Raw genomic sequence first — 26,612 nt, forward strand, 5'->3', positions numbered from 1 at the left:
CCGGCACCCGGGCACCCGGCCGGTGCCGCGCCACGCGTCCGTACCCCGATCGCGTCCGAAGTCACATGTTCATCGGCCCCCGGGTCCGGTTAGGTTCCCTGCCATGGAGAACGTACTCCGACCGCTGATCGTCATCGGCGGCTCCGTCGTCCTGACCCTGCTCATCGGCTGGGCCACCGACCTGCTGCTGCGCAAGGCCGACGCCCGGCACGGCGAGACCCCGCTGTGGGGTCTGCTGCGCCGGGCCCGGATCCCGTACCAACTGGTGCTCTGCACGGCCATGCTGAGAGGCTCCTACGACCTGGCGCGGCTGGTGCAGGGGCACCGGATCGCCGTCGGGCGCACCCTCTCGCTGGTCCTGATCGGCTCGGCCGCCTGGCTGGTGGTGCGGATCGCGGCGGCCGTCGTGGAGACGTCGTACAGCCGCTACGCGCGCGCCCACCACGACGCGGCCCGGGTGCGCCGGGTGCGCACCCAGGTGTCGCTGATCATGCGGGTGGTGACCGCGATAGTCGGCGTCGTCGCGGTGGCCTCGATGCTGCTCACGTTCCCCGAGATGCGCGCGGCCGGCGCCTCGCTGCTGGCCTCGGCGGGCGTCCTCGGCATCGTCGCCGGTGTCGCCGCCCAGTCCACGCTGAGCAACCTGTTCGCGGGGCTCCAGATCGCCTTCGGCGACATGGTGCGGCTCGGGGACACGGTGGTGGTGGACGGCGAGTGGGGCACCGTCGAGGAGATCACGCTGACCTTCCTGACCGTGCGCACCTGGGACGAGCGCCGGATCACCATGCCGGTGTCGTACTTCACGTCGAAACCGTTCGAGAACTGGTCGCGCGGCAGCGCCCAGATGACCGGCATCGTCTACTGGCACCTCGACCACTCGGCGCCCCTCGACCTGATGCGGGAGCAGTTGCGGGACATCCTGCGCGGCTGCGCCGCCTGGGACGGCCGGCAGTGCGGCATCGTCGTCACGGACTCGACGCCCAACACCGTCCAGGTCAGGGCGCTGGTGACGGCGAAGGACGCGGACGACATCTGGACGGTCCGGGTCACGGTCCGCGAGCAGATGCTGCGCTGGCTGGCCGACCACCACCCGTACGCGCTGCCCCGGGTCAACACGGCGGAGGCGGTCCTGCCGCCGACCGACCACCCGCCGCTCCCCCGCCAGGACCAGTCGCCGCACCGGCCGCACGAGGCGATCCGCCCGTCCACCCACACCTGACCGCCGCCCGCCCACACCTGACCGCCCGCCCGGTTCCCCGCACCGCTGACGGGCGGTCCCGCATTCCCCGGCCGGGGCGCGGGACCGCCCGTCAGCGGTCTGTCTCTTTCTCTGGCTCTGTCTCTGTCTCCGTCTCCGTCTGACGGCGGGAGTTCACCCCGGCCCTGGCGGAGAGGTCACCTCAGGCTGCGCACGTCGAGATGGCGCAGCACCCGGTCCACGATCTCCGGGTCGGCCCCCGGCTCGCTCCGGGCCGCCAGCACCTCGTGCCGGGCCGCGCTCAGCATCTCCCCCTGGATGCGCCGCACCCGCTTCAGCCGCCGCACCCGCTGCTCGTGCGCCTCGCGCCGCTCCTCCTCGCCCATGTCGGGGCTGATCCGCACGCCGATCTCGAACGCCCGGCGGAGCATCTGCTCGGACAGCTCGTCCGGCAGCTCCTCGACCTCCTCGATCTCCTTGAGCCGCCGCTTCGCCGCCTTGGCCGCCCGCACCGCGAGCTCCCGCTCGAACTCCTGCTCACGTCCGGTGTCGGCGCGCACCCCCAGCCGTTTCACCAGCCACGGCAGCGTCAGCCCCTGGAGCACCAGGGTCGCCATGATCACGCCGAACGCGATGAAGACGATCTCGTCCCGGTCGGGGAAGCCCGATCCGTCGTCCACGGTCAGCGGGATGGCGAGGGCGAGCGCCACCGACGCCACCCCGCGCATCCCCGCCCACCACATGACGACGGTCTCCCGCCAGCTCATCGGGATCTCCTCGTCGATGTCCCGCTTCGCGTGCAGCCGTTTCGTCAGCCAGGTCGCCGGCAGCAGCCACACCAGCCGCACCAGCACCACCACCCCCACGACGGCCGCCGCCCAGCCGAGCATCTGGGCCCAGTGCCCGGCCGCCGTCCGCAGCGCGTTGTGCAGTTCGAGCCCGATCAGCCCGAACGCGACGCCGGTGACGAGGGTGTCGACGATGTCCCAGAAGGTGTGCCCGGCCAGCCGGGTCATGACGTCGTCGGCGTCGGTGGCGTACTCGGCGAGGAAGAGCGCGGTGGTGAGCACGGCGAGCACCCCTGAGCCGTGCAGCTCCTCGGCGAGGACGTAGGAGACGTACGGCACCAGCAGCGTCAGCCCGATCTGGAGCGTCGCGTCGTCGAGCAGGTTCATCAGCTTGTTCGCGCCCCAGCCGAGCGCGAGCCCCATCGCGACGGCGACGACCGCGGAGAGCACCAGCTCGAACGCCGCCTCGCCGAGCCCGAACGATCCGCTCACCGCGGCGGCGATCGCCACGTGGTAGAGCACGATCGCCGTCACGTCGTTGAAGAGGCCCTCGCCCTCCAGGATGGAGACGAGCCGGCGCGGCAGCCCGAGCTGTCCCGCGACGGCCGTCGCGGCGACCGGGTCGGGTGGCGCGACCAGCGCCCCGAGGGCGACGGCGGCGGCGACCGGCAGCCCCGGCACGATGGCGTGCGCGACCAGCGCCACGCAGAGCGTGGTGACGAACACCAGGGCGACGGCGAGCAGGAAGATCGGCCGGACGTTGGCCGTGAACTGCCGCCAGGAGGTCCGCCGCACGGCCGCGTACAGCAGCGGCGGCAGCAGCGCGGGCAGGATCAGCTCGGGCGGGATGTCGACATTGGGGACGAAGTCCAGGACCGCGAGCACGATCCCGAGGAGCGTCATCAGCACCGGCGCGGGCAGCCCGAACCGGTCTCCCACGGGGACGCTCACCAGGGCCCCGAGCAACAGCACGAACAACAGGGCGAGCTGGTCCACGGGCAGCGCTCCGGCATGATCGACGAGGGGACGGCAGCCCCAAGACTGCCACGCCGGCCCCGCCGTCGGCCCTCAGGGCCCCTCGGCTACAGCGCGCGCCGCATGGCCCGGTGCGGGATTCCCGCCTCCGGGTACTCGGGCCCGTACGCCTCGTAGCCCAGCCGCTGGTAGAAGCCGAGCGCGCGGGTCTGCGCGTGCAGGTCGACCGCGGTCAGCCCCCGCGCGCGTGCCACGTCCTCGATGGCCCGCACCAGCGCCACCCCGACCCCGAGACCGCGCGCCCGCCCGGTCACCGCGAGCCGCCCCAGCGAGCCCACGGACGGGTCGCCGCCGGTCCGGTCGGCCGCCGTCGGGCCGTAGAGCAGCCGCCCGGTGCCGAGCGGCCGCCCGTCCTCGCGGACGGCCAGCACATGCACGGCGTCGGCGCCCGGCTCGTCGAACGCGTCGTACTCCAGTTCCTCGGGCACGCCCTGCTCGCCGACGAAGACCTCCCTGCGCACCGCGAACCCCGCCTCGCGGTCGGCGAGGTCACCGACGATCCGCACGGTGTACGAGGGCTCGCTCACGCGTAGGTCTCCTCGCGGACCCGGTCGAGGGCCTGCTGGAGGTCGGCCGGGTACTCGCTGGAGAACTCCACCCACTGGCCGTCCCCGGGGTGCTCGAAGCCGAGCCGCATGGCGTGCAGCCACTGCCGGGTCAGGCCGAGCCGCTTGGCGAACGTCGGGTCGGCGCCGTAGGTGAGGTCGCCGACGCAGGGGTGGCGGTGCGCCGACATGTGCACGCGGATCTGGTGGGTGCGGCCGGTCTCCAGCTTCACGTCGAGCAGCGAGGCGGAGCGGAACGCCTCGATCAGGTCGTAGTGGGTGACGGACGGCTTGCCCTCGGCGGTGACCGCCCACTTGTAGTCGTGCTGGGGGTGGCGGCCGATGGGGGCGTCGATGGTGCCGCTGGTCGGGTCGGGGTGGCCCTGGACGAGCGTGTGGTAGCGCTTGTCGACCGTGCGCTCCTTGAACTGGCGCTTCAGCGACGTGTACGCGCGCTCCGACTTCGCCACCACCATCAGCCCTGACGTGCCCACGTCGAGCCGGTGCACGATGCCCTGGCGCTCGGCGGCTCCCGAGGTGGAGATGCGGTAGCCGGCCGCCGCGAGGCCGCCGATGACGGTGGTGCCGGACCAGCCGGGCGACGGGTGGGCGGCGACACCGACCGGCTTCACGATGACGACCACGTCATCGTCGTCGTGGACGATCTCCATGCCCTCGACCGGCTCGGCGACGATCTGCACCGGCGCCGGCGCCTGCGGCATCTCGACCTCGAGCCAGGCGCCGCCGTGCACCCGCTCGGACTTGCCGACCTCGGCGCCGTCGACCTGCACCTTCCCGGACGCGGCCAGCTCGGCCGCCTTGGTGCGGGAGAAGCCGAACATGCGGGAGATGGCGGCGTCGACGCGCTCGCCCTCCAGGCCGTCGGGCACGGGCAGGCTGCGGATCTCGGGAACGGTGCTCACCCGTCGAGTATGCCGGACGGGTCCGACACTCCCGACCGCGCGCCCGGCGCGGACCCCGCGCACGGGGCGGCACCGGGCACCGGCGGGCGGCGGGCTGCGGCTCAGTCCTTGTGGACGGTCCCGTCCGGGTCGAGGCCCCGGAAGGACAGCAGCACGATCAGGATGCCGCCGCAGACGATCGCCGAGTCGGCCAGGTTGAAGACGGCGAAGCCCTTGGGCGCGATGAAGTCGACGACCGCCCCCTGGAAGACGCCGGGCGAGCGGAAGATCCGGTCGGTGAGGTTGCCGAGGGCTCCCCCGAGCAGCAGGCCGAGCGCGATCGCCCACGGCAGGCTGTAGAGCTTGCGGGCCAGCCGGGCGATCACCACGATCACCGTCGCCGCGATGATCGTGAAGATCACGGTGAACGCCTCGCCGAACCCGAAGGCGGCCCCCGGGTTGCGGATCGCCTCGAACCGCAGCCACTCCCCGATGACGTCGATGGGCGCGTGGTGCTCCAGCTTGGCGACCACGATCATCTTGCTGGCCAGGTCGAGGGCGTAGGCGAAGACGGCGACCGCGAACAGCACGGCGATCCGACGCCTGCCCCTGGGCCGTGCCGCGGACTGCTCCGGCTCGGCCCCCGCCGTGTCTGGGATATCCGGCGTACCGATGATGCGCTCCGCCTCTGCCACGTGAGTCCCTCAGCTAGGTGCCTGACTGAGGACGAGGGTACGACACGCCGCGCCAGGGGCTCAGTACCGGCGTTCCTGCTTCTGCTTGCACTCCACGCACAGGGTGGCCCGCGGGAACGCCTGCATCCTGGCCTTGCCGATCGGGTTGCCGCAGTTCTCGCAGAGACCGTAGGTACCGGCGTCCAGCCGCTGGAGGGCGTGCTCGGTCTGCAGGAGCATCTCGCGGGCGTTGGCGGCCAGCGACATCTCGTGCTCGCGCGTGATGTTCTTGGTGCCGGTGTCCGCGTCGTCGTCCCCCGCGCCGTCCCCCGAGTCCCGCATCAGGCCCGCGAGGGACTCCTCGGACGCGGTGATCTCGGCCCGCAGCCGCGCCCCCTCGGTCAGCAGCTCGGCGCGCGCCTCCTCCACCTCGGCCGGCGTCCAGGGCTCCTCGCCCGGACGCACCGCCAGCTCGCCCGGCTCCGCCGTGACGACGCGTGCCTTGGGCACGGCGCTCTGGGCCGCCGTGGCCGTGCCCGGAGTCTTCTTCGCAACCACCGTCGTGGCTCCCGTCTGCTTCGCGGCCCGCGCCGCGCCCGCTTTCCTGGCCGTGCTCTTCCTGGCCGTGCTGGTCGTACTTGCTGTGCTGGTCGTACTGGCCGTGCTGGTCGTGCTGGCCGTGCTGGACTTCGTGCCGGTCCCGGTGCTCGTCCCCGCCGTGCCGCGCGCGGTCGGGTCCGCCTTGTCCGCGCCCTTCGCGGCGGTGGCCTTCTTGACCGTTGTTTTCTGCGCCGTGGTCTTCTTCGCCGTGGCCTTCTTCGCCGCCGACTTCTTCGCCGTGGCCTGTTTCGCCGTGCTCGTGCCCGCCGCCGCCTTCTTGGCCGCCGTCTTCTTCACCGCGGCCTTCTTGACCGCGGCCGTCTTCTTCCCCGCCGCCGTCCCGTCAGCCCCGTCAGCCGTCGTCCGCGCCGCCGCGGCCTTCTCGGCGGCGACCTTCTTCACGGTCTTCGGCGCCGATTTCCCGACGGCCTTCCCGACGGCCTTCCTTGCGGCCTTCCGCTCTCCACCGACCTTCCCGCCCGCGGTCTCCGTGCCTTCGGTGACCTCGGCCTTCTCCACCGCGGCTCTCCTGGCTGCCGTCTTCTTCGCCACCATGGCCGCGGCCCCTTCACATTTTGTGATCTTGCACGCGAGTCGTTCTGGGACGATAAATCGACTTCAGTCCCGCGGCAACGGGGCACACCGCCCGATTCGCCCGGCTCGCACCGGCCGCTCATCGAGCCTGCATCCGTTGTGCCCAGCTCCCCGCGGGGTAATCCGCGGAACGGGACGTCCCAGAATGCGAACAGCCGTGCCCGTCCGTTCGGGGCACGTCCGCCCCCTCCCCGCCCCTCCCCGCGGCCCCGCCCCGTCGCCCCCGGAAAACCGGTCGGCCGGTGTCCGCGCGGCGCCGTACACTGGGCGGAGCGAGCAGCATGGATGGGGACGAGTAGCGCCGCACGCGGCCCAGAGCGACCCGGGGACGGTGGAAGCCCGGGGGCAGGCACGACGCGAAGATCACCCCGGAGCCGCCGGAGGAACACCCGGGAGACCGGGTCAGTAGAACCGGCATCGCGACCCCAATGAGGGGGCTCACCGGAGCGCGGGATGCACCGGAGGGCCAAGGAGGGTGGTACCGCGGGAGCGCGCCGGTGCGGCGCAGGGATCGACACAGCTCTCGTCCCTCCGGACGGAACGCAGCAACTCCGCCGGAGGAAGCCCGCTGATGACATCGCCGACATACCGCCAGGTCCCCGCCCAGGTGGATCTGCCCGCCCTGGAGCACGCCGTGCTCGACTTCTGGCGCGAGCAGAAGATCTTCGCCAAGAGCCTCGAACAGTCCCAGGGCCGCCCCGAATGGGTGTTCTACGAGGGCCCGCCCACCGCCAACGGCATGCCCGGTGCCCACCACATCGAGGCCCGCGTCTTCAAGGACGTCTTCCCCCGCTTCCGCACCATGCGCGGCCACCACGTGGCCCGCAAGGCCGGCTGGGACTGCCACGGCCTGCCGGTCGAGCTGGCGGTCGAGAAGGAGCTGGGCTTCTCCGGCAAGAAGGACATCGAGGCGTACGGCATCGCCGAGTTCAACGACAAGTGCCGCGCCTCCGTGCTCCGGCACACCGACGCCTTCGCCGAGCTGACGACCCGCATGGGCTACTGGGTCGACCTCGACGAGGCGTACGTCACGATGGAGCCCGAGTACATCGAGTCCGTCTGGTGGTCCCTGAAGGAGATCTTCAAGAAGGACCTGCTGGTCCAGGACCACCGCGTCGCCCCCTGGTGCCCCCGCTGCGGCACCGGCCTCTCCGACCACGAACTGGCCCAGGGCTACGAGACGGTCGTCGACCCGTCCGTGTACGTCCGCTTCCCGCTCACCTCGGGACCGCTCGCGGGCGAGGCCGCCCTCCTGGTGTGGACGACGACCCCGTGGACGCTGGTCTCCAACACGGCCGTCGCCGCGCACCCCGACGTCAGCTATGTCGTCGTGACGGACGGCGAGGAGAAGCTCGTCGTCGCCGAACCCCTCGTCGGCAAGGCCCTCGGCGAGGGCTGGGAGCCCACCGGCGCCTCCTTCACCGGCGCCGAGATGGAGCGCTGGACGTACCAGCGCCCCTTCGAGCTGGTCGAGTTCCCGGCCCCGGCGCACTACGTCGTCAACGCCGAGTACGTCACCACCGAGGACGGCACCGGTCTGGTCCACCAGTCCCCCGCCTTCGGCGAGGACGACCTCAAGGTCTGCCGCGCCTACGGCCTCCCGGTCGTCAACCCGGTCCGCCCCGACGGCACCTTCGAGGACGAACTGCCGCTGGTCGGCGGCGTCTTCTTCAAGAAGGCCGACGAGAAGCTCACCGAGGACCTCGCCGAGCGCGGCCTGCTGTTCCGGCACCTGCCGTACGAACACAGCTACCCGCACTGCTGGCGCTGCCACACCGCGCTCCTCTACTACGCACAGCCCTCCTGGTACATCCGCACCACCGCCGTCAAGGACCGCCTCCTCGCAGAGAACGAGAAGACGAACTGGTTCCCCGACACGGTCAAGCACGGCCGCTACGGCGACTGGCTGAACAACAACATCGACTGGGCGCTCTCCCGCAACCGCTACTGGGGCACCCCGCTGCCCATCTGGACCTGCGAGGACGGCCACCTCACCTGCGTCGGCTCCCGCGCCGAGCTGACCGAGCTGACCGGCACCGACCAGTCGGCCCTCGACCCGCACCGCCCGTTCATCGACGCCGTCACCTTCGCCTGCCCGCAGTGCGCGAAGACGGCCACGCGCGTGCCCGAGGTCATCGACGCCTGGTACGACTCGGGTTCGATGCCGTTCGCGCAGTGGGGCTACCCGTACAAGAACAAGGAGCTGTTCGAGAGCCGCTACCCGGCGCAGTTCATCTCCGAGGCCATCGACCAGACCCGCGGCTGGTTCTACACGCTGATGGCGATCGGCACCCTGGTCTTCGACAAGTCCAGTTACGAGAACGTCGTCTGCCTCGGCCACATCCTCGCCGAGGACGGCCGCAAGATGTCCAAGCACCTGGGCAACATCCTCCAGCCGATCCCGCTGATGGACCAGCACGGCGCCGACGCCGTCCGCTGGTTCATGGCGGCCGGCGGTTCGCCCTGGGCGGCCCGCCGGGTGGGCCACGGCACCATCCAGGAAGTCGTCCGCAAGACGCTGCTGACGTACTGGAACACCGTCGCCTTCCAGGCCCTGTACGCCCGTACCTCCGGCTGGGCGCCGAGCGAGGCCGACCCGGCGCCCGCCGACCGCCCGCTCCTCGACCGCTGGCTGCTGTCGGAGCTGCACGCGCTCACCGACCAGGTGACCGAGTCCCTGGAGGGCTACGACACCCAGCGGGCCGGCAAGCTCCTGTCGGCGTTCGTCGACGACCTGTCGAACTGGTACGTCCGCCGCTCGCGCCGCCGCTTCTGGCAGGGCGACAAGGCCGCGCTGCGCACCCTGCACGACGTGGTGGAGACGGTCACCCGGCTGATGGCCCCGCTGACCCCGTTCATCACCGAGCGGGTCTGGCAGGACCTGGTCGTCCCGGTCACCCCGGGCGCCCCCGAGTCCGTCCACCTGTCCTCCTGGCCCGAGGCCGACCTCTCCTCGATCGACCCGGAGCTGTCGAAGCAGATGGTGCTGGTGCGCCGGCTGGTCGAGCTGGGCCGCGCCACCCGCGCCGAGTCCGGCGTCAAGACCCGCCAGCCGCTCTCCCGCGCGCTGATCGCCGCGACCGGCTTCGACGCCCTCCACGGCGACCTGCACGCCCAGATCACCGAGGAGTTGAACGTCAGTTCGCTGGCGTCCCTCTCCGAGGTGGGCGGCTCGCTGGTCGACACCACCGCGAAGGCCAACTTCCGCGCCCTGGGCAAGCGGTTCGGCAAGCGCGTCCAGGACGTCGCGAAGGCCATCGCGCACACCGACGCGGCGGCGCTCTCCCTGGCCCTGCGCGAGGGCACCGCGTCGGTCGAGGTCGACGGCGAGACGGTGACGCTCGCGCCCGACGAGGTCATCATCACGGAGACCCCGCGCGAGGGCTGGTCGGTCGCCTCCGACTCCGGTGCCACGGTCGCCCTCGACCTGGAGATCACCGAGGAGCTGCGCCAGGCGGGCCTGGCCCGGGACGCGATCCGGCTGATCCAGGAGGCCCGCAAGAACAGCGGCCTGGACGTGGCGGACCGGATCGCCCTGCGCTGGACGTCCACCGACCCGGCGGTCATCGCGGCGCTGAGCGAGCACAGCGGCCTGATCGCGGACGAGGTCCTGGCGTCCGACTTCGCCCAGGGCGAGGCGGACTCCGGCTACGGCGAGCCGTTCACCGACGAGGGCCTGTCCCTCACCTTCCGCCTCCGCAAGGCGTAACCCGGCGGCACACCGAGGGCCCGGCACCCCCCACCACGGGGGTGCCGGGCCCTCGGCGCGTACACACCCCACCGGCGCAGCGCACAGGGCGGGGCCCCGGATCCTGGGATCCGGGGCCCCGCCCTGTTGAACGCTGCCGACGCCTACGGCGCACCAGAGGCTGTCAGTTGTCGTCCTCGTCGATCAGGAACCCGCGCATCGGCGAGGGCGCCTGGCCCATCGGGGACGGCCCCTGCGGGCGGACCGGAGCCATCGGCTGGGTCATCGCCGGGGACATCTGCTGCTGACCGCCGTAGGACGGCGCGGCGGGGCTTGGCCCGCCACCCATGCTCGGGTTGCCGCCGTAGGACGGGGCGCTCGCGCCGGCCGGAGCCATCGAGGGCGCGGGGGACGGCGGCAGGGACGCGGCGGCCGGGGTGCGCGGCGGGGCCAGCGAGTCGTCGGCCTGGGTCTCCAGCTGACGCAGCTGCGACTCCAGGTACGACTTCAGGCGGGTCCGGTACTCGCGCTCGAAGCCGCGCAGGTCCTCGACCTTGCGCTCCAGCGTGGCGCGCGCGGACTCCAGGGAGCCCATGGCGACACGGTGCTTCTCCTGCGCGTCCCGCTCCAGGGCGTCGGCCTTGGCCCGTGCGTCACGCTCGAGGCCCTCGGCGCGGCTGCGGGCCTCGCCGACGATCTTGTTGGCCTCGGAGCGGGCCTCCGCGATCGCCTGGTCGGCGGTCTGCTGGGCGAGCGAGAGAACGCGTGCGGCGCTGTCGCCACCGGGGCCACCCTGCTGCGGGCCGCCCATCGGACCGCCCATGGGGCCACCCATCGGGCCGCCCATCTGCTGCTGCATGGGCGGCTGGCCGCCCATCTGGCCCTGGCCCATCTGACCCTGACCCATCGGCCCCTGGCCCAACTGGCCCTGACCCATGGGACCTTGGCCCATCTGGCCCTGGCCCATCTGACCCTGACCCATCGGGCCCTGGCCCAACTGGCCCTGACTCATGGGGCCCTGGCCCATCTGCCCGGGACCCTGGGGTCCACCCTGGCCACTGGGGCCTGCGGGCAGTTGCGGCGCACCGCTCGGCAGCTGGGGCGGGCCACCCATGGGGCCACCCATCTGCTGCTGCGGCGGGCCAGATATGCCGGCGGGCACCGGGGCGCCGGGACCAGGTCCGCGCATGCCCTGCTGCTGAGGCGACATCCCGCCCTGCTGAGGCATTCCGCCCTGCTGGGGCATCCCGCCCTGCTGCGGCATTCCGCCCTGCTGAGGCATCCCGCCCTGCTGCTGGTCCTGGGACTCCGGAGGCTTGCGCATGTTCTGCTGGTTCTGGGCAGCGGCACGCGTCGCCGCGGCCAGTTTGGCGCGCAGGTCCTCGTTCTCGCGGAGCAGCCGGGTCAGTTCGGCTTCGACCTCATCGAGGAAGGCATCGACCTCGTCCTCGTCATAGCCTTCTCGGAGGCGGACGGTCGTGAACTGCTTGTTCCGCACGTCCTCGGGGGTCAACGGCATCTCTTCACCTCAACGTAGTCGTCGGCATTCGGCAAGACGGTAGGTCACATCGCTCACAGCCTGATCACGATCGAGATCAGGACGTAGACGATGATCATCAGTACGAAGAAGGACAGGTCGAGCGCCACGCCCCCGAGACGCAGCGGCGGGATTACCCGCCGCAGAAGCTTGAGCGGTGGATCAGTGACAGTGTAAGTGGCCTCAAGAACGACCACCATCGCCTTGCCGGGCTGCCATGAGCGGGCGAACTGGAAGACATAGTCCATGACCAACCGGAAGATGAGCACGATGAGGAAGCACATCAGCGCGATGTAGACGACATCCAGAACCACGCTCATGACTCGCGCTTCCCTCTCCCCTGCTACCCGTACTCGTTACTAGCTGTGTACCGCTTGCTGCTACTTCCGGTGGTGCGTCTCAGCTCTGGTTGAAGAACCCGCCCTCTGCGATGCGGGCCTTGTCCTCCGCCGTGACATCGACGTTAGCAGGCGACAACAGGAACACCTTCTGCGTCACCCGCTCGATGCTGCCGTGCAGACCGAACACAAGACCGGCGGCAAAGTCGACAAGTCGCTTCGCGTCGGTGTCGTCCATCTCGGTCAGATTCATGATCACCGGGGTGCCCTCACGGAAGTGTTCCCCGATGGTACGGGCCTCGTTGTAGGTCCGCGGGTGAAGTGTGGTGATCCGGTACGGCTCTCGTTCCGACACGACCTTGGGCATGATCACCGGTGCGTTCTTCTCCAGGCTGGCGCGTTCTTGTGTGATGGACGCCACGGGCGCGATCCGCGCCGGACGGCCGGATTCCGCGGCAAGCGAAGCGGACCTCGCGACGGGCTCACGCGCCGCCTGTGGCTGGACGGTTCGCACCTCTTCGTCCCTTTGGGACTGATGTACGGCATGTGACTGATGGGACGGCTCGTGCCGTCGGTGGTCCCGCTCCAGCTCAGGGTCGAGCTCGGGTTCGAAGTCGTCATCGGGGTCGAAACCCCGGCCGTCGTACCCATCGTCCTCCACGAGGCCGAGGTAGACCGCCATCTTGCGCATCGCGCCGGCCATGCTCTGAGTCCTCCGCTCTGTGGTGGATCGACCGACTACTGCCAAGTGCCCGTGATCCACGAGGTCATTACCCCCGCTTTTCGGCGAGAATGACCATATTTTCTGCTGTGGTCCGACTTCCTGGCGACGTTACCCGAGCCCGGCACGGACTCCGAGTACCGCGCTCCCGACGCGCACATGTGTCGCCCCGGCAGCCACGGCCTCCTCGAGGTCCGCACTCATCCCTGCGGAGACCATGGTGGCAGCCGGATGGGCTCTGCGCAGGTCAGTCGACAAATCCATCAACCGCCCGAACGCGGCCTGTTGACGCCCCGCGAACTCCCCGGAGAGCGGGGCGACGGTCATCAGCCCGTCGAGCCGCAGTCCCGGCGCCCCGGCGACGGCGTCGGCCAACTCCCCGATCCCGCCCGGCGCGACGCCCCCGCGCTCGCCCCGGCCGTCGGCGCCCGCGTCGAGTGCGACCTGGATCAGACAGCCCAGTTCACGCCCCGCCCTGACCGCTTCCCTGGAGAGCGCCGTGACCAGCCTGGCCCGGTCGACGGACTGCACGACATCCGCGTAACCGACCACCGAGCGCACCTTGTTGGTCTGCAACTGGCCGACGAAGTGCCAGCTGAGCGGAAGGTCCGCGCAGTCGGCCGCCTTGGGCGCGGCGTCCTGGTCGCGGTTCTCCGCGACCTCCCGCACGCCGAGTTCGGCGAGCAGCCGCACATCGCTCGCCGGGTAGGTCTTGGTGACGACGATGAGGGTCACCTCCGCCGGTTCGCGCCCGGCGGCCACACACGCGGCGGCGATGCGCCCCCGCACCTTCGCCAGGTTTCCGGCGAGTTCGTCCTTACGGTCCGTCATGCCCCATCAGTCCAGCCAGACATAGCCCGCGAGCCGACCGGTGGTGCGGTCGCGGCGGTACGAGAAGTGGTCGCCCGATTCGCGGGTGCACACCGACGACCGTTCCCGGTCGCGCACCCCGAGCCGTTCGAGCTGGGCGTGCACCCCCGCGGTCACGTCGACCGCGGGTGTGCCCCAGCTCGTCTCGGCGTGCGCCGCGGGTTCGGCGGCCGCCACCTCGGCGCGCATCTCCTCGGGCACTTCGTAGCACCGGCCGCAGACGGCGGGTCCGGTGCGGGCGACGATCCGGGCGGGATCGGCGCCGAGTTCGGTCATGGCCAGGACGGCGGCCGGGACGATCCCGGCGACCATGCCGGGCCGGCCCGCGTGGGCCGCGCCGACGACACCGGCGACCGGATCGGCCAGCAGGACCGGCGTGCAGTCGGCGGTGAGGACCGCGAGGGCGAGCCCCCGCCGGGTGCTGACCAGGGCGTCGACCGCGGGCGGCGGCCGCTCGCCCCAGGGTCCTTCGACGACGGCGACGTCGGCGCCGTGCACCTGGTTCATCCAGACCACCCGCCCCGCGTCGAGGCCGAGGGAGGCCGCCGCGCTCTCGCGGTTGGCCCGCACGGCCTCGGGGTCGTCACCGACCGCTCCGCCGAGGTTGAGCTCCTCGTACGGAACGGCGCTCACCCCGCCCCACCTGTCGGTGAAGGCGAAGTGCGCGCCGTTCGCGGTGCTCGTCGCGGAGCGTTGTCCTATCACTTGAGGAAGTCCGGCACGTCCAGCTCCTCGGCCGCGCTGTCCGAGTAGCTGCGCGACGGCGGGACCGGCGGGGAGACCGGGAGTTCGGAGATCGGCTCGGGGGCCGGCGCCGGCTCCTCCTTCGGCGTGACGCTGCCGAGCGAGCCGAAGGACGGCCGGCTCTCGGAGTGCGACGGCCGCACCGGGGCGGGCTCGTCGCGGCGGCCCGACGAGGAGCCGGAGGCCGAGCCGAGGACGGTGTCCCGGCGGGCCGGCGGCTGGCCGCCGTCGAATCCGGCCGCGATGACGGTGACCCGGACCTCGTCGCCGAGCGCGTCGTCGATGACCGCGCCGAAGATGATGTTGGCCTCCGGGTGGGCGGCCTCGCTGACCAGTTGGGCGGCCTCGTTGATCTCGAACAGGCCGAGGTCGGAGCCGCCGGAGATGGAGAGCAGGACGCCCCGGGCGCCGTCGATGGACGCCTCCAGGAGCGGCGAGGAGATCGCCATCTCGGCGGCGGCCACCGCGCGGTCGTCGCCGCGGGCCGAGCCGATCCCCATGAGGGCCGAACCGGCCTCGGACATCACGGACTTGACGTCGGCGAAGTCGAGGTTGATCAGACCGGGGGTGGTGATGAGGTCGGTGATGCCCTGGACACCGGAGAGCAGGACCTGGTCCGCCGACTTGAAGGCGTCGAGGACCGAGACCTGGCGGTCCGAGATGGACAGCAGCCGGTCGTTCGGGATGACGATGAGGGTGTCGACCTCTTCGCGGAGTTCGGCGATGCCGTCCTCCGCCTGGTTGGCCCTGCGCCGTCCCTCGAAGGTGAACGGACGGGTGACCACGCCGATGGTCAGGGCGCCGAGGGAGCGGGCGATGTTGGCCACGACGGGGGCGCCGCCGGTGCCGGTGCCGCCGCCTTCGCCGGCCGTCACGAAGACCATGTCGGCCCCCTTGAGGACCTCCTCGATCTCCTCGCGGTGGTCCTCGGCCGCCTTCCGGCCGACGGCCGGGTTGGCGCCTGCGCCGAGTCCGCGCGTCAGTTCGCGACCGACGTCGAGCTTGACGTCGGCGTCGCTCATCAACAGAGCTTGCGCGTCCGTGTTGATGGCGATGAACTCGACGCCCTTGAGACCGACCTCGATCATCCGGTTGATGGCATTGACACCACCGCCGCCGACACCGATGACTTTGATGACTGCGAGGTAGTTCTGCGGTGCTGCCACGTCGAAGGCCTCTCGCCTCGAGTTACGTGTCGTCGCCCCGCGGGGGATGCGATCCGACGACTGATGCCGAATGGGACGGTCCGTTTCGCCGACCCGAACCCTAACGTTGAAGTTTAGGGTTACCAGTGTGACTGTTCGCTGGACTCTTCCGAACAGGACACTAAGTCGACAAGTGGCGCGCGTTCAACGAACACGCCGAACCTCCCGTTTTTCTTTTCACCCTATGTGATCAGCCATAGCGATGCCCAATCAGGGTGCTGGCCTGGGCGAATGTCCGTCAACTCGCCGCGGACGCCGGGGCGGTGGGAACGCTCACGTCGAAGTGCCCGGCGTCCGGTGCGGCTTTCATCAGAGCGGAGAGCGTACGCCCCTTCGCCGCACTGCTCTCGCCACTTCCCCACGCGACGGTCCTGCCGCCCCGCAACTCCAGCGAGATGTCGTCGTAGGAAACCACCTTGACGGTGCTGGTGACCCGGCGGACAGCGGCCGGTACCGCGCCCGCCACCCGTACCGCCTCGCGCACCAGGCGGTCTTCGCCGAACCGGCGCAGTCCGGCCGCGGAGGAAGCCGTTCGCGAGAGCGTCAATTCCAGTGCGGGAACGCCTTTGGGCGCCTTCGCGACCGTGGCGAAACGCACACCCTCACGGTCCACTTCGATGAATTTTCCGCCCTTTTGAACCGTCAGAACCGGCACACGTTCGGTCACTTCGAGGCTGATTCCATGCGGCCAGGAACGCACCACCTCGACCTTGTCGATCCGGGTGAGCCCGCGGACGAGACGTGACGTGATGTCATCGGTGTCGACGGAGACCAGGGGCGCCCCGACCGGGACATCGGCCGCCTCCCGGACCTGCCGGGGCGTCAGGACCGTGGTCCCGGAGACCGATACGTGTTCGACGCGCAGCCACTGCGACCCGTACAACACCCAGACGGCGCCCGCTGCGAGGAGCGTCGCACCGAGGGCAAGAATGATGATCGTACGAAGTCGCCGTGGCCCGAGCCTTCGGACGAGGGGCGGGCCGGACGACTCCTGCTGGCGTTCACCGCGTTCGGCGGTGGTCGGTCCGGCCACGCTCCCTGCCCTTCACCTAGACGGGAATCCGCTTCCCCGCACCGTTCCTAGCGCTGTGCACGGTGGGCGTTGATCGCCTCGTACACCATGCCGACGAGCAGGTCGTCGGCGTCCCGGCGACCGAACTCGGCGGCGGCGCGGGACATCTCGTACAGCCGGTGCGGATCGGCGAGTACGGGCAGGACGTTGCCGCGCACCCAGTCGGGCGTCAGCTCCGCGTCGTCGACCAGCAGTCCGCCGCCCGCCTTCACCAGCGGCTGGGCGTTGAGCCGCTGTTCGCCGTTGCCGATGGGCAGCGGGACGTAGGCGGCCGGGAGCCCGACGGCGGAGAGTTCGGCGACGGTCATCGCGCCCGCGCGGCAGAGCATCATGTCGGCCGCGGCGTACGCGAGGTCCATCCGGTCCACGTAACTTACCGGGATGTAGGGGGGCATTCCCGGCATCTGCTGCACGTGTGGCAGTTCGTTCTTCGGGCCGACCGCGTGCAGGATCTGGATTCCGGCCTGCTGGAGCCAGGGAGCGACCTGCTGGACCACCTCGTTGAGCCGCCGTGCGCCCTGCGAGCCGCCGGAGACCAGCAGGGTGGGCAGGTTGGGGTCGAGGCCGAACAGCGCGCGCGCCTCGGGGCGGGCCGCGGCCCGGTCCAGGGTGGCGATGGAGCGGCGCAGCGGGATGCCGATGTACCGGGCGCCCCGCAGCTTGTTGTCGGGCGTCGAGACGGCGACCTGGGCCGCGTAGCGCGAGCCGATCTTGTTGGCCAGGCCGGGGCGGGCGTTGGCCTCGTGGATCACGATCGGCACCCCGAGCCGCTTGGCGGCCAGGTAGCCGGGCAGCGCCACATAGCCGCCGAAGCCGACCACGGCGTCGGCCTTGACGCGCTCCAGGATCTGCTCGGTGGCCTTGATCGTGCCGCGCAGCCGGCCCGGGACGGTGATCAGTTCGGGGGTGGGCTTACGGGGCAGCGGCACGGCCGGGATCAGCGCGAGGTCGTACCCGCGCTGCGGGACGAGCTGCGTCTCCAGGCCCCGTTCCGTGCCCAAGGCCGTGATCCCCACGGTCGGGTCCTGCCTGCGCAGGGCGTCCGCGAGGGCGAGCGCGGGCTCGATGTGGCCGGCGGTCCCCCCACCGGCGAGTACGACATGCACCGAAATTCACCGCTCTCCGGACGAACGCGCCGCCGAGGCACGCCGTCGCATCGTGTTCCATCTCCGAGGCCCCCGAACCTGCCCGGCGCCTCCCGCCCGCTTTCTACCAAAGCGGGGTTGCCGCAAGGAAAGCGCCGCTCGCGCAGCGGGCTCGTCACGCGCGAAGGCGATCATCAGTCCGATGGCGAACATGGTCGGCAGCAGGGCGGACCCTCCGTAGGAGAACAGCGGGAGCGGGACACCGGCGATCGGCAACAGGCCGAGCACCGCACCGATGTTGATCACGGCCTGCGCCGTGATCCACGTCGTCACGCCTCCCGCGGCATACCTCACGAACGGGTCCTCCGTACGTCCGGCCACGCGGATACCCGCATAGCCTAGAGCCGCGAAGAGGGCGAGCACCGACAGCGTCCCCGCGAGACCCAGTTCCTCGCCGGTGACGGCGAAGATGAAGTCCGTGTGCGCCTCCGGGAGTTGGCCCCATTTTTCCACACTCGCGCCGAGCCCCGAGCCGAAGATGCCGCCGGAGGCCAGGGCGTAGATGCCGTGCACGGCCTGCCAGCAGTCGACCGGGCCCGACTGCGGTTCGGTGGCGCCGATGCAGGAGAGCCTGGCCATCCGGTTGGGGCTGGTCTTGATGAGGATCACACCGAGCAGGGCGGCGACCGACAGCACTCCGGCGAAGAGCCGGGTCGGCGCGCCGGCCAGCCAGAGCAGTCCGAACAGGATCGCCGTGAGGATGATCGCGGTGCCCATGTCGCCGCCGAGCATGATCAGTCCGAGCAGCAGGAAGGCGACCGGGACCAGCGGCACCAGCATGTGCTTCCACTGGTTCAGCAGGTTCTTCTCCTGCTTGCGGGCGAGCAGGTCGGCGGCCCACAGGACGAGCGCCAGCTTGCCGAACTCGCTGGGCTGGATCTGGAAGGAGCCGCCGAGGGAGATCCAGTTCTGGTTGCCGTTGACCGACATCCCTATCCCGGGCACCTGCACCAGCGCCATCATGAAGACGGACCCCGCCAGGATCGGGTAGGCGAGGCCGCGGTGCAGCTTCACCGGCATCCGGGAGGCGGCGAACATGAGCACGCCGCCGATGACCGCGGCGAGGAGCTGCTTGCGGAAGAAGTAGGAGCCGGGCAGGGACATCTGCAACGCCGTGATCTGGGAGGCCGAGTAGACCATCACCAGGCCGAGGACGGTGATCAGCAGGCTGCCGCCGAGGATCAGGTAATAGGCCGTCAGCGGCCGGTCCCAGGCCCGTCTGGCGTTGAGGTACGTCCGGCGCACGGGGTTCTCGCGCGGCGGCCTGCGGGCGGCGGCGGGGCGGCGCGCGGCCCGCTGCACGGGCGGCCGTCCGGTACGGCTACCGGGCATCGGGTCCTCCGCTGTACGTCGGCCTCGACGATCCCACGCGTCCCTCCCAAGGTCGCCCGGCAGGCGGCCGGGTCAGGCGCCGAGTTCGCGGACCGCCTCCGCGAACGCGTCACCGCGCTTGTTGTAGTTGGCGAACATGTCCATCGAGGCGCAGGCCGGGGCCAGCAGCACCGTGTCGCCCGGCTCCGCGAGCCGGCGCGCCTCGCGGACGGCCGCGAGCATCGCCCCAGTGTCGGTCCGGTCGAGGTCGACGACGGGTACTTCCGGGGCGTGTCGCGCCAGGGCTTCGCGGATCAGGGCCCGGTCCGCGCCGATCAGCACGACCCCCCGCAGCCGCTTCGCGGAGGCGGCGACCAGGTCGTCGAAGGTCGCCCCCTTGGCGAGGCCGCCCGCGATCCACACGATGGACTCGTAGGCCGCCAACGAGGCTTGTGCGGCGTGGGTGTTGGTGGCCTTGGAGTCGTCGACCCAGGCCACTGAGTCCAGGTCGGCGACGTGCGCGATCCGGTGGGCGTCCGGGCGGAAGTTCCTGAGTCCGTCGCGAACGGCCCTGGCGGGCACGCCGAACGCGCGCGCGAGGGCCGCGGCGGCCAGCGCGTTGGCGATGTTGTGCGGCGCGGGCGGCCGCACGTCGGAGATCTCGGCCAGCTCCTGCGCGTTCTTCTGCCGGTTCTCGACGAAGGCGCGGTCGACCAGGATGCCGTCCACGACGCCCAGTTGGGACGGAGCCGGTGGGCCGAGGGTGAATCCGACGGCCCGGCAGCCCTCCTCGACGTCGGCCGCGCGCACCAGGTCCTCGGTGGCCGGGTCGGCGACGTTGTAGACGCAGGCGACCCGATTCCCCTCGTAGACACGGCCCTTGTCGGCGGCGTACGCCTCCATCGAGCCGTGCCAGTCGAGGTGGTCGGCGGCGAGGTTGAGGACGACGGCCGAGTGCGGGCGCGGCGAGGGCGCCCAGTGCAGCTGGTAGCTGGAGAGTTCGACGGCGAGGACGTCGTAGGTCTCGTCGCCGAGGACCGCGTCGAGCAGGGAGACGCCGATGTTGCCGACGGCCGCCGTGCGCAGTCCCGCCGCCGTGAGGATGGCGGCGAGCATCTGGACGGTGGTGGTCTTGCCGTTGGTGCCGGTGACGGCGAGCCAGGGGGCGGCGTCGGGGCCGCGCAGCCGCCAGGCCAGTTCGACGTCGCCCCAGATCTCCACGCCGGCCGCGCGGGCCGCCGTGAAGAGGGGCTTGTCGGGCTGCCAGCCGGGTGCGGTGACGACGAGGTCGGTGCCCTCGGGAAGGGTGGCGCCGTCGCCGAGCCTGACGGTGACGCCGAGCGCCTCCAGGTCGGCGGCCTGGGCCCGCGCGCGGGCGTCGTCGCCGTCGTTGACGACGGTGACGCGCGCGCCGCGCGCGTGCAGCGCCCTGGCCGCCGGGACGCCCGAGACGCCGAGTCCGGCGACGGTGACGTGCCTGCCCTGGAATTCCTGGGACACCGAGGAGGTCACTTGTCCGCTGCCCATCCCGCGTAGAAGAGGCCGAGGCCGACGATCATGCAGATGCCCTGGATGATCCAGAACCGGACCACGACGAGCACTTCCGACCAGCCCTTGAGCTCGAAGTGGTGCTGGAGCGGTGCCATCCGGAAGACGCGCTTGCCGGTGAGCCGGAAGGAGCCGACCTGGATGACGACCGACATGGTGATGAGGACGAAGAGACCGCCGATGATGGCGACCAGCAGCTCGGTGCGGGAGAGGATCGCGAGGCCCGCGACCACACCGCCGAGCGCCAGCGAACCGGTGTCGCCCATGAAGATCTTGGCCGGCGAGGTGTTCCACCACAGGAAGCCGAGACAGGCGCCCATCAGCGCGGCGGAGACCACCGCGAGGTCGAGCGGATCGCGCACCTCGTAGCAGGCGTTGGGGTTGGTGAGGGTCTGCGCGTTGGCGCAGGACTCCTGGTACTGCCAGACGCCGATGAACGTGTAGGCGCCGAAGACGAGGACGGAGGCGCCGGTGGCGAGGCCGTCGAGGCCGTCGGTGAGGTTCACGCCGTTGGACATGGCGAGGATCATGAACAGCGCCCAGACCACGAACAGCACCGGGCCGATCGTCCAGCCGAAGTCGGTGATGAACGACAGCTTGGTGGAGGCAGGGGTGTTGCCGCGGGCGTCGGCGAACTGGAGCGACAGGACCGCGAAGGCGATACCCACGGTCAGCTGGCCGGCCATCTTGGCCTTGGCCCGCAGACCGAGCGACCGGCGCTTGACAATCTTGATGTAGTCGTCCAGGAAGCCGACCATGCCCATGCCGACCATGAGGCCGAGGACCAGCAGGCCCGAGAAGGTCGGGGTGGCCGCCTTGTCGGTGGTCCAGGTGGTGATCGCCTTGGACAGGAAGTACGCGGCGACGGTCGCCAGGATGAAGGCGATACCGCCCATCGTGGGCGTACCGCGCTTGCTGGCGTGCTCGCGCGGGCCGTCGTCGCGGATGTACTGCCCGTAGCCCTTGCGGGCGAGCAGCTTGATCAGCAACGGGGTGCCGATCAGCGTGAGGAAGAGACCAATGACTCCTGCGAACAGGATCTGCTTCATCATCGGGCAGCGACCTCACCCTCGGCACCGGTCGCGAGGAGCGCCTGCGCCACGCTCTCGAGACCGACCGACCGGGACGCCTTCACGAGTACGACGTCTCCCGGGCGCAACTCGCTGCGCAACAGGTCGACCGCCGCCTGTGCGTCGGACACGTGCACCGACTCCTCACCCCACGAACCCTCGTTATATGCGCCCAGTTGCAGCCAGGACGCTTCCCTGCCCCCGACCGCGACGAGCTTGCCGACATTGAGCCGGACGGCGAGCCGTCCGACCGCGTCGTGCTCGGCGAGCGCCTCGTCCCCCAGCTCGGCCATCTTGCCGAGCACCGCCCAGGTCCGCCGTCCCCTGCCCATGGCCGCGAGCGCGCGCAGGGCCGCTCGCATGGACTCGGGGTTGGCGTTGTAGGCGTCGTTGACGATCGTCACACCGTCCGGGCGCTCGGTGACCTCCATCCGCCAGCGGGAGAGGGAGCCCGCCTCGGAGAGCGCGGTGGCGATCTCTGTTACGGACATGCCCAGCTCATGGGCGACGGCTGCCGCGGCGAGCGCGTTCGACACGTGGTGCTCACCGTACAGGCGCATGGTCACATCGCTTGCACCGGAGGGTGTGTGGAGCCTGAAGGCGGGCTGTCCGCTGTCCGTGAGTCGTACGTTCTCGGCCCGAACGTCCGCTTCGGCCGACTCTCCGAAAAGGAGCACCTTCGCCTGGGTTCGGGAGGCCATGGCCCGGACCAACGGGTCGTCCGCGTTGAGGATCGCGGCTCCCCCGGCGGGCAGCGACTCCACCAACTCGCCCTTCGCGAGGGCGATCTGCTCCCGGCCGCCGAACTCGCCGATGTGGGCGGTGCCGACGTTCAGGACCAGGCCGATGTCGGGAGGTGTCAGACCGGTGAGGTAGCGGATGTGCCCGATGCCCCGGGCGCCCATCTCCAGAACCAGGAACCGGGTCTCGTCGGTGGCGCTGAGCGCGGTCAGCGGCAGCCCGATCTCGTTGTTGAAGGAGCCGGGCGTCCACACCGTGGGGGCCGCGCGCTGGAGCACCTGCGCGATCAGGTCCTTGGTGCTGGTCTTGCCGGCGGAGCCGGTGAGCGCCACGACGGTCGCGCCGAGGCGGCGCACGACGTCCCTGGCGAGGGCGCCGAGGGCCGCCTGGACGTCGTCGACGACGATCGCCGGGACGCCGACCGGGCGGGACGCCAGGACGGCGACCGCTCCCGCCTCGACGACCTGGGCGGCGAAGTCGTGGCCGTCCACGCGCTCGCCAGCGAAGGCGACGAAGAGGCCGCCGGGCACCACCTCTCGGGAGTCCCGGACGACCGGAGCCGTGACCTGGACGGACGGATCCGGTATGTCGTGCGTCTGCCCGCCGACGGCTGCTGCGATCTCGGCGAGGGAGAGGGCGATCACAAGTTCATCCCTGGGTCTGCTGGATAGCTTCGCGAAGCACCTGGCGGTCGTCGAAGGGACGCACCACCCCGGCGATGTCCTGGCCCTGTTCGTGGCCCTTGCCCGCGACGAGCACGGTGTCCCCCGGCCGCGCCCTGGCGACGGCCGCGGCGATGGCGGCGGCCCGGTCCTCGAAGACCTGCACCTCGCCGCGTTCGTGCGCGGGCACCGAGGCGGCGCCCCTGAGCATGGCCGCGAGGATGGAGAGGGGGTCCTCGGAGCGCGGGTTGTCGGAGGTGAGCACGGCGGTGTCGGCGAGCCTGGCGGCCGCGGCGCCCATCGGCTCCCGTTTCGTCATGTCGCGGTCGCCGCCGCAGCCGAGCACGATGTGCAGGCTGCCCTCGGTGACCTTGCGCAGGGCCCGCAGGACGGATTCGACGGCGTCCGTCTTGTGGGCGTAGTCGACCACCGCGAGGTACGGCTGTCCCGCGTCCACCCGCTCCAGCCGGCCCGGCACCCCGGGCACCGCGGCGACGCCGTCGGCGGCGGTCTGCGGGTCGATCCCGGCGGCGGCCAGGGAGACGATCGCGGCGAGGGTGTTGGCCACGTTGAAGGGGCCGGGCAGCGGTGAGCGGGCGGTGATCCGCTCGCCCTCGGGGCCGAGCACGGTGAACGTGGCGTCCATCGGGCCGACCTTGACGTCCTCGGCGCGCCAGTCGGCGTCCGGGTGCCCCTCGGCGGAGTAGGTGACGAGCGGGACGCCGGCCTCCTTGGCGAGCCGCCTGCCGTACTCGTCGTCGGCGTTGACCACCCCGAACCTGCTGCGCTCGGGTGTGAACAGCTGCGCCTTGGCCCGGAAGTAGTCCTCCATGTCGGAGTGGAACTCCATGTGTTCCGGGCTGAGGTTGGTGAAGACGGCGATGTCGAAGACGCAGCCGTCGACCCGGCCGAGGACCAGCGCGTGGCTGGAGACCTCCATGGCGACCGCGTCGACCCCGCGCTCGCGCATGACCGCGAACAGCGCCTGGAGGTCGGTGGCCTCGGGCGTGGTGCGCTCGGACTTGATGCGCTCGTCGCCGATGCGGGTCTCGACCGTGCCGATCAGACCCGTGCTGCGGACGGTCTTCAGGCCGCCCTCGACGAGGTAGGCGGTGGTGGTCTTGCCGGAGGTGCCGGTGATGCCGATCTGGAGCAGGTCGCGCCCCGGGTGGCCGTAGATGGTGGCGGCCAGCTCGCCCATCCCGGCCCGCGGGTCGCCGGTCACCAGGACCGGCAGTCCGGTGGCGGCGGCGCGCTCGGCGCCGGTCGGGTCGGTCAGCACGGCGACCGCGCCGAGTCCCGCGGCCTGGTTGACGAAGTCGGCGCCGTGCAGCCGGGCGCCGGGCAGGGCGGCGTACAGGTCGCCGGGGCGTACGGCGCGCGAGTCATGGGTGATGCCCGTGATCTCGGCGGCGCCGGCCGGCGCGGCGGCGGCCAGCTGATCGGCGAGTTCCGCCAGGGGTGTGGCGGAGACCTGCACCGGTCGCGGCGGTCCCGGATAGGTCACGGAAGCGCCCTTCTGGGTGGTTTGGGAGTGATCAGCGTGTGGCACGGCGGTGAGCGTACCGGGCTGAGCCGCCCCCGAGCGAAGCGAGGGGCCGGTGCCTGCCCGGTTCCCCGGATCGGGAGTGATCATGGTCACGGATCGTTCCTGACTGGTCGCGCTGATCAGGGCGTGAAGGTGACGGGCAGGCTCGCGGCCTTGGCCCCGGTGGGCGGCACCTGGAGGGTCTTGAGCGCGAACTCCATCACCTCCTTGTAGATGGGTCCGCAGATCTGGCCGCCGAAGTAACCGCCCTCGGTGGCGTTCTGGATGGCGCAGTAGACGGTGATCCGCGGCTGGTCGGCGGGCGCGAACCCGGCGAACGACGAGGTGTAGCCGCGGTACTTGCCGGTGGCCGGATCCACACGGTTGGCCGTACCGGTCTTGCCCGCGACCCGGTAGCCGGGGATGCGGGCCTTGGTGCCGGTGCCCTGCTCGTCGTCGACGACGGACTCCAGCATCCTGGCGACGGTTTTGGCCGTCTTCTCGCTGACCACCCGGGTCTCCTCGGGCTTGGCCGCCGGGGTGAAGCGCCCGTCGGGGCCCTTCTCGCCGCGCACCAGGGTGGGCGCGACCCGGACGCCGCCGTTGGCGATCGTCGAGTAGACGGACGCGGCCTGGAGCGCGTTGATGGAGACGCCCTGGCCGAAAGGGATCGTGTACTGCTGCGACGTCGACCAGGTGTCGGGCGGGGCCAGGATGCCCTTGGTCTCGCCGGGGAAGTCGAGCCCGGTGTAGCCGCCGATGCCGAACTTGCGCAGGTAGTCGTAGAGCACCTTGTTGGCCTCCGGCTGGGTCTTGCCGAGCTGCCCGGTGGCCAGGATGGTGCCGATGTTGCTGGACTTGGCGAGGACGCCGTTGAGCGTCAGGTTCCAGGTCGGGTGGTCGATGTCGTCCTTGAAGAGGCGGTCGCCGCGGTGCAGCCGGTTGGGCACGACGACGTGCGTCAGCGGGGTGGCGACGTTCTGCTCCAGCACGGCGGCCATGGACATGACCTTGGCGGTGGAGCCGGGCTCGTAGGCGTCCTGGAGGGCCGCGTTGCCGAGGGCCGCGGGGTCCGCCTTGGAGAGGTCGTTGGGGTCGAAGCCGGGCGAGTCGGCCATGGCGAGGATCTGGCCGGTGCGGGTGTCCTGGACGATGACGTAACCGCGGTCCGCCTTCGACTTCTCGACCTGCTCGCTGATGGCGTTCTGCGCGGCCCACTGGATGTCGCGGTCGATGGTCAGCTCGACGTCGTTGCCGGGCACCGCGGGCGTCTCGGTCGACCCGGCGGTGGGCACCAGGCGGCCGCCCGACTGGGCGTAGCGGATCTTGCCGTCCTTGCCCGAGAGCCGCGCGTTGAGCTGCTGCTCGATGCCGCCGCCGCCCTTGCCCTCGTCGTTGACCCAGCCCAGTATCCCGGCGGCGAGGTCGCCGTTGGGGTAGACGCGCTTGCTGCTGGGGTCGGCGAAGACGCCGGCCAGGACGTTGACGGTGGAGGAGTCGCTGCGGCCCTTCTGGGCGAGCGCGCTGCGCAACTCCTTGATCTGCGTCCAGACCTGCGGGGTCTGACGGCGGGCCAGCAGGACGTAGCGCAGCTGCTTGTTGGCCGGGCGGAGCTTCTTGAGGAGCGCGGCCTGCTCCACGCCGAGGATCGGCGCGAGGAGGGCCGCCGCCTGCTCGGGACCGTCGTCGATCTTCAGGTGCTCGCGGTCGAACATCGTCGGGTCGGCGGTCAGGTCGTAGGCGTCCACGCTGGTGGCGAGGGCGACGCCGTTGCGGTCGGTGATGCCGCCGCGCTCGGCGGCCAGGACGTGGCCGACGTAGCGGTTCTGCCCGGCCTTGGCCGCGTACTCGCTGGCGTCGACGGCCTGCACCTGGAGCAGCCGCACCACGAACGCGATCAGGACGAGGGTCAGGGCCAGGCTGATCATCCGCAGCCGGGGCCGGTGGCTGCCCAGGCGGAGCAGTTTGGGTGCCGGGGAGCGGGCCGGGGCCGGGCGGCGGGCGGGGCGGGCGCCGGGTCCCGGCCGCCGTCCCGCGGGGCGCGAGGGGCGCGCGGGGCCGGGCACGCGGCGCCGCGGCGGTTCCCTGTCGGACAC

At 71.2% G+C, this 26,612-nt stretch carries 21 protein-coding genes; 2 read left to right on the plus strand and 19 right to left on the minus strand.

Annotated features, from left to right (window positions below):
* Nucleotides 1–103 precede the first annotated feature (103 nt).
* Nucleotides 104–1,219: a mechanosensitive ion channel family protein gene (locus tag DDJ31_RS10165; protein WP_127180601.1), complete on the plus strand. Its 1,116-nt coding sequence runs from the start codon at nucleotides 104–106 to the stop codon at nucleotides 1,217–1,219.
* Between the two features lie 176 nt (nucleotides 1,220–1,395).
* On the opposite strand, the gene DDJ31_RS10170 is transcribed toward DDJ31_RS10165, so the two are convergent.
* The 5 genes from DDJ31_RS10170 to DDJ31_RS10190 form a co-directional block, all read right to left on the minus strand.
* The gene (locus DDJ31_RS10170) at nucleotides 1,396–2,982 is read right to left on the minus strand and encodes a Na+/H+ antiporter (protein ID WP_127180600.1); all 1,587 of its coding nucleotides are present in this window, start codon (nucleotides 2,980–2,982) and stop codon (nucleotides 1,396–1,398) included.
* An 86-nt stretch (nucleotides 2,983–3,068) separates the two neighbouring features.
* Nucleotides 3,069–3,548 carry a GNAT family N-acetyltransferase gene (locus tag DDJ31_RS10175; protein WP_127180599.1) on the minus strand — a complete coding sequence of 160 codons (480 nt, stop codon included), beginning with the start codon at nucleotides 3,546–3,548 and terminating at the stop codon, nucleotides 3,069–3,071.
* Nucleotides 3,545–4,489 carry an RluA family pseudouridine synthase gene (locus tag DDJ31_RS10180; protein WP_127180598.1) on the minus strand — a complete coding sequence of 315 codons (945 nt, stop codon included), beginning with the start codon at nucleotides 4,487–4,489 and terminating at the stop codon, nucleotides 3,545–3,547. Before DDJ31_RS10180 ends, DDJ31_RS10175 begins: the two co-directional genes overlap by 4 nt.
* A gap of 101 nt (nucleotides 4,490–4,590) precedes the next feature.
* Nucleotides 4,591–5,163 carry a signal peptidase II gene (gene lspA, locus DDJ31_RS10185; protein ID WP_127180597.1) on the minus strand — a complete coding sequence of 191 codons (573 nt, stop codon included), beginning with the start codon at nucleotides 5,161–5,163 and terminating at the stop codon, nucleotides 4,591–4,593.
* Between the two features lie 60 nt (nucleotides 5,164–5,223).
* A complete protein-coding gene (locus DDJ31_RS10190; protein WP_127180596.1) occupies nucleotides 5,224–6,297 on the minus strand; it encodes a TraR/DksA family transcriptional regulator in 1,074 nt (357 codons plus the stop codon).
* 610 nt (nucleotides 6,298–6,907) lie between these two features.
* On the opposite strand from DDJ31_RS10190, the gene ileS reads away from it, so the two are divergent.
* The gene (ileS, locus tag DDJ31_RS10195) at nucleotides 6,908–10,045 is read left to right on the plus strand and encodes an isoleucine--tRNA ligase (RefSeq protein ID WP_127180595.1); all 3,138 of its coding nucleotides are present in this window, start codon (nucleotides 6,908–6,910) and stop codon (nucleotides 10,043–10,045) included.
* Between the two features lie 163 nt (nucleotides 10,046–10,208).
* Here the strand turns inward: ileS and DDJ31_RS10200 are convergent, their stop codons facing one another.
* The 14 genes from DDJ31_RS10200 to DDJ31_RS10265 form a co-directional block, all read right to left on the minus strand.
* Nucleotides 10,209–11,543 carry a DivIVA domain-containing protein gene (locus DDJ31_RS10200; protein WP_127180594.1) on the minus strand — a complete coding sequence of 445 codons (1,335 nt, stop codon included), beginning with the start codon at nucleotides 11,541–11,543 and terminating at the stop codon, nucleotides 10,209–10,211.
* A 53-nt stretch (nucleotides 11,544–11,596) separates the two neighbouring features.
* A complete protein-coding gene (locus tag DDJ31_RS10205) occupies nucleotides 11,597–11,881 on the minus strand; it encodes a YggT family protein (RefSeq protein WP_093831830.1) in 285 nt (94 codons plus the stop codon).
* 79 nt (nucleotides 11,882–11,960) lie between these two features.
* Nucleotides 11,961–12,602 (minus strand): cell division protein SepF, encoded by a 642-nt coding sequence (locus tag DDJ31_RS10210; RefSeq protein ID WP_093831828.1) that lies wholly within the window; start codon nucleotides 12,600–12,602, stop codon nucleotides 11,961–11,963.
* 129 nt (nucleotides 12,603–12,731) lie between these two features.
* On the minus strand, nucleotides 12,732–13,451 hold the full coding sequence (locus DDJ31_RS10215; protein WP_127180593.1) for a YggS family pyridoxal phosphate-dependent enzyme: 720 nt from the start codon (nucleotides 13,449–13,451) through the stop codon (nucleotides 12,732–12,734).
* A gap of 6 nt (nucleotides 13,452–13,457) precedes the next feature.
* Nucleotides 13,458–14,195 (minus strand): peptidoglycan editing factor PgeF, encoded by a 738-nt coding sequence (pgeF, locus tag DDJ31_RS10220; RefSeq protein ID WP_127180592.1) that lies wholly within the window; start codon nucleotides 14,193–14,195, stop codon nucleotides 13,458–13,460.
* Nucleotides 14,192–15,400, minus strand: a complete 1,209-nt coding sequence (gene ftsZ / locus DDJ31_RS10225) for a cell division protein FtsZ (protein ID WP_127180591.1) — start codon at nucleotides 15,398–15,400, stop codon at nucleotides 14,192–14,194. Before ftsZ ends, pgeF begins: the two co-directional genes overlap by 4 nt.
* A gap of 277 nt (nucleotides 15,401–15,677) precedes the next feature.
* Nucleotides 15,678–16,472, minus strand: coding sequence for a cell division protein FtsQ/DivIB (locus tag DDJ31_RS10230; RefSeq protein WP_127180590.1), 795 nt, complete (start codon nucleotides 16,470–16,472; stop codon nucleotides 15,678–15,680).
* Nucleotides 16,473–16,519: 47 nt separating this feature from the next.
* Nucleotides 16,520–17,617, minus strand: coding sequence for an undecaprenyldiphospho-muramoylpentapeptide beta-N-acetylglucosaminyltransferase (gene murG, locus DDJ31_RS10235; protein WP_127180589.1), 1,098 nt, complete (start codon nucleotides 17,615–17,617; stop codon nucleotides 16,520–16,522).
* Between the two features lie 6 nt (nucleotides 17,618–17,623).
* Entirely contained in the window at nucleotides 17,624–18,988 is a 1,365-nt protein-coding gene (gene ftsW, locus DDJ31_RS10240; protein ID WP_127180588.1) for a putative lipid II flippase FtsW, read from the minus strand.
* Nucleotides 18,989–19,060: 72 nt separating this feature from the next.
* Entirely contained in the window at nucleotides 19,061–20,494 is a 1,434-nt protein-coding gene (gene murD / locus DDJ31_RS10245; protein ID WP_171480800.1) for a UDP-N-acetylmuramoyl-L-alanine--D-glutamate ligase, read from the minus strand.
* A complete protein-coding gene (gene mraY / locus DDJ31_RS10250; protein WP_127182869.1) occupies nucleotides 20,476–21,564 on the minus strand; it encodes a phospho-N-acetylmuramoyl-pentapeptide-transferase in 1,089 nt (362 codons plus the stop codon). The genes murD and mraY overlap by 19 nt, the downstream gene beginning before the upstream one ends.
* Nucleotides 21,564–22,970: a UDP-N-acetylmuramoyl-tripeptide--D-alanyl-D-alanine ligase gene (locus DDJ31_RS10255; RefSeq protein ID WP_127180587.1), complete on the minus strand. Its 1,407-nt coding sequence runs from the start codon at nucleotides 22,968–22,970 to the stop codon at nucleotides 21,564–21,566. Before DDJ31_RS10255 ends, mraY begins: the two co-directional genes overlap by 1 nt.
* Before the next feature lie 4 nt (nucleotides 22,971–22,974).
* On the minus strand, nucleotides 22,975–24,495 hold the full coding sequence (locus DDJ31_RS10260; protein WP_127180586.1) for a UDP-N-acetylmuramoyl-L-alanyl-D-glutamate--2,6-diaminopimelate ligase: 1,521 nt from the start codon (nucleotides 24,493–24,495) through the stop codon (nucleotides 22,975–22,977).
* A gap of 161 nt (nucleotides 24,496–24,656) precedes the next feature.
* Nucleotides 24,657–26,612 carry a peptidoglycan D,D-transpeptidase FtsI family protein gene (locus tag DDJ31_RS10265; RefSeq protein WP_276319316.1) on the minus strand — a complete coding sequence of 652 codons (1,956 nt, stop codon included), beginning with the start codon at nucleotides 26,610–26,612 and terminating at the stop codon, nucleotides 24,657–24,659.

Origin of the sequence: Streptomyces griseoviridis, assembly GCF_005222485.1 — a bacterium.
Classification (GTDB): Bacteria; Actinomycetota; Actinomycetes; order Streptomycetales; family Streptomycetaceae; genus Streptomyces; species Streptomyces hintoniae.

Coding starts and splice junctions, on each gene's coding strand:
- DDJ31_RS10165 (WP_127180601.1), top strand. CDS start 104: ATGGAGAACGTACTCCGACCGCTGATCGTCATCGGCGGCTCCGTCGTC.
- DDJ31_RS10190 (WP_127180596.1), bottom strand. CDS start 6,297: ATGGTGGCGAAGAAGACGGCAGCCAGGAGAGCCGCGGTGGAGAAGGCC.
- ileS (WP_127180595.1), top strand. CDS start 6,908: ATGACATCGCCGACATACCGCCAGGTCCCCGCCCAGGTGGATCTGCCC.
- DDJ31_RS10200 (WP_127180594.1), bottom strand. CDS start 11,543: ATGCCGTTGACCCCCGAGGACGTGCGGAACAAGCAGTTCACGACCGTC.
- DDJ31_RS10205 (WP_093831830.1), bottom strand. CDS start 11,881: ATGAGCGTGGTTCTGGATGTCGTCTACATCGCGCTGATGTGCTTCCTC.
- DDJ31_RS10210 (WP_093831828.1), bottom strand. CDS start 12,602: ATGGCCGGCGCGATGCGCAAGATGGCGGTCTACCTCGGCCTCGTGGAG.
- DDJ31_RS10215 (WP_127180593.1), bottom strand. CDS start 13,451: ATGACGGACCGTAAGGACGAACTCGCCGGAAACCTGGCGAAGGTGCGG.
- ftsW (WP_127180588.1), bottom strand. CDS start 18,988: ATGCCCGGTAGCCGTACCGGACGGCCGCCCGTGCAGCGGGCCGCGCGC.
- murD (WP_171480800.1), bottom strand. CDS start 20,494: ATGGGCAGCGGACAAGTGACCTCCTCGGTGTCCCAGGAATTCCAGGGC.
- mraY (WP_127182869.1), bottom strand. CDS start 21,564: ATGAAGCAGATCCTGTTCGCAGGAGTCATTGGTCTCTTCCTCACGCTG.